Origin of the sequence: Photorhabdus sp. RM71S, from assembly GCF_042879355.1 — a bacterium.
Lineage (GTDB): Bacteria > Pseudomonadota > Gammaproteobacteria > Enterobacterales > Enterobacteriaceae > Photorhabdus > Photorhabdus kayaii.
In genome coordinates, this window is the sequence record NZ_JBHFKV010000216.1 from 1 (window position 1) to 408 (window position 408).

The window sequence follows — 408 nt, forward strand, 5'->3', positions numbered from 1 at the left end:
GGACATGGAAAGCTTAAAGTCACTGACACTTGGTGAAATGCAGAATCGGCTGGTGGCCGCTGATAAGTGGTCTTATAGCAACTTTGGTAGACCAGGTAGTGAAATGATGAATTTACGCAAGCGTCATCTTAAAAAACTTCGTCAGGCCAAGAAAGTTATTCTGGAATTATCGCAGCTTACGTTACCCGGCTTTGATGACTTCCCGGACGGAGAGCCAGCATGAATCATGAGCAATTTATAGCGAAGAACGTACAAGCCGAGTTAACCAAGCTCGGCTTTTCTTCATCTATTGCGTGTATGGCAAGTGACAAAGCGGTCGATCACTATCGAAGAGCTTCATCAGCGAGCAGAAAGGGCAAGATGTACGATGACTGTCTGCATATTGCTAAAGCGTGGGCGAGTAAATAC

1 protein-coding gene and 1 pseudogene are annotated in these 408 nt (G+C 45.6%); both read left to right on the forward strand.

The annotated features are described in order from the left end of the window. A pseudogene (locus tag ACGF5R_RS24585) lies at nucleotides 1–223 on the forward strand (hypothetical protein); the annotation flags it as partial. After that, the coding region (locus ACGF5R_RS24590) for a hypothetical protein (RefSeq protein WP_387693266.1) at nucleotides 220–408 on the forward strand (189 nt) is incomplete at its 3' end. The pseudogene ACGF5R_RS24585 and the gene ACGF5R_RS24590, both read left to right, overlap by 4 nt.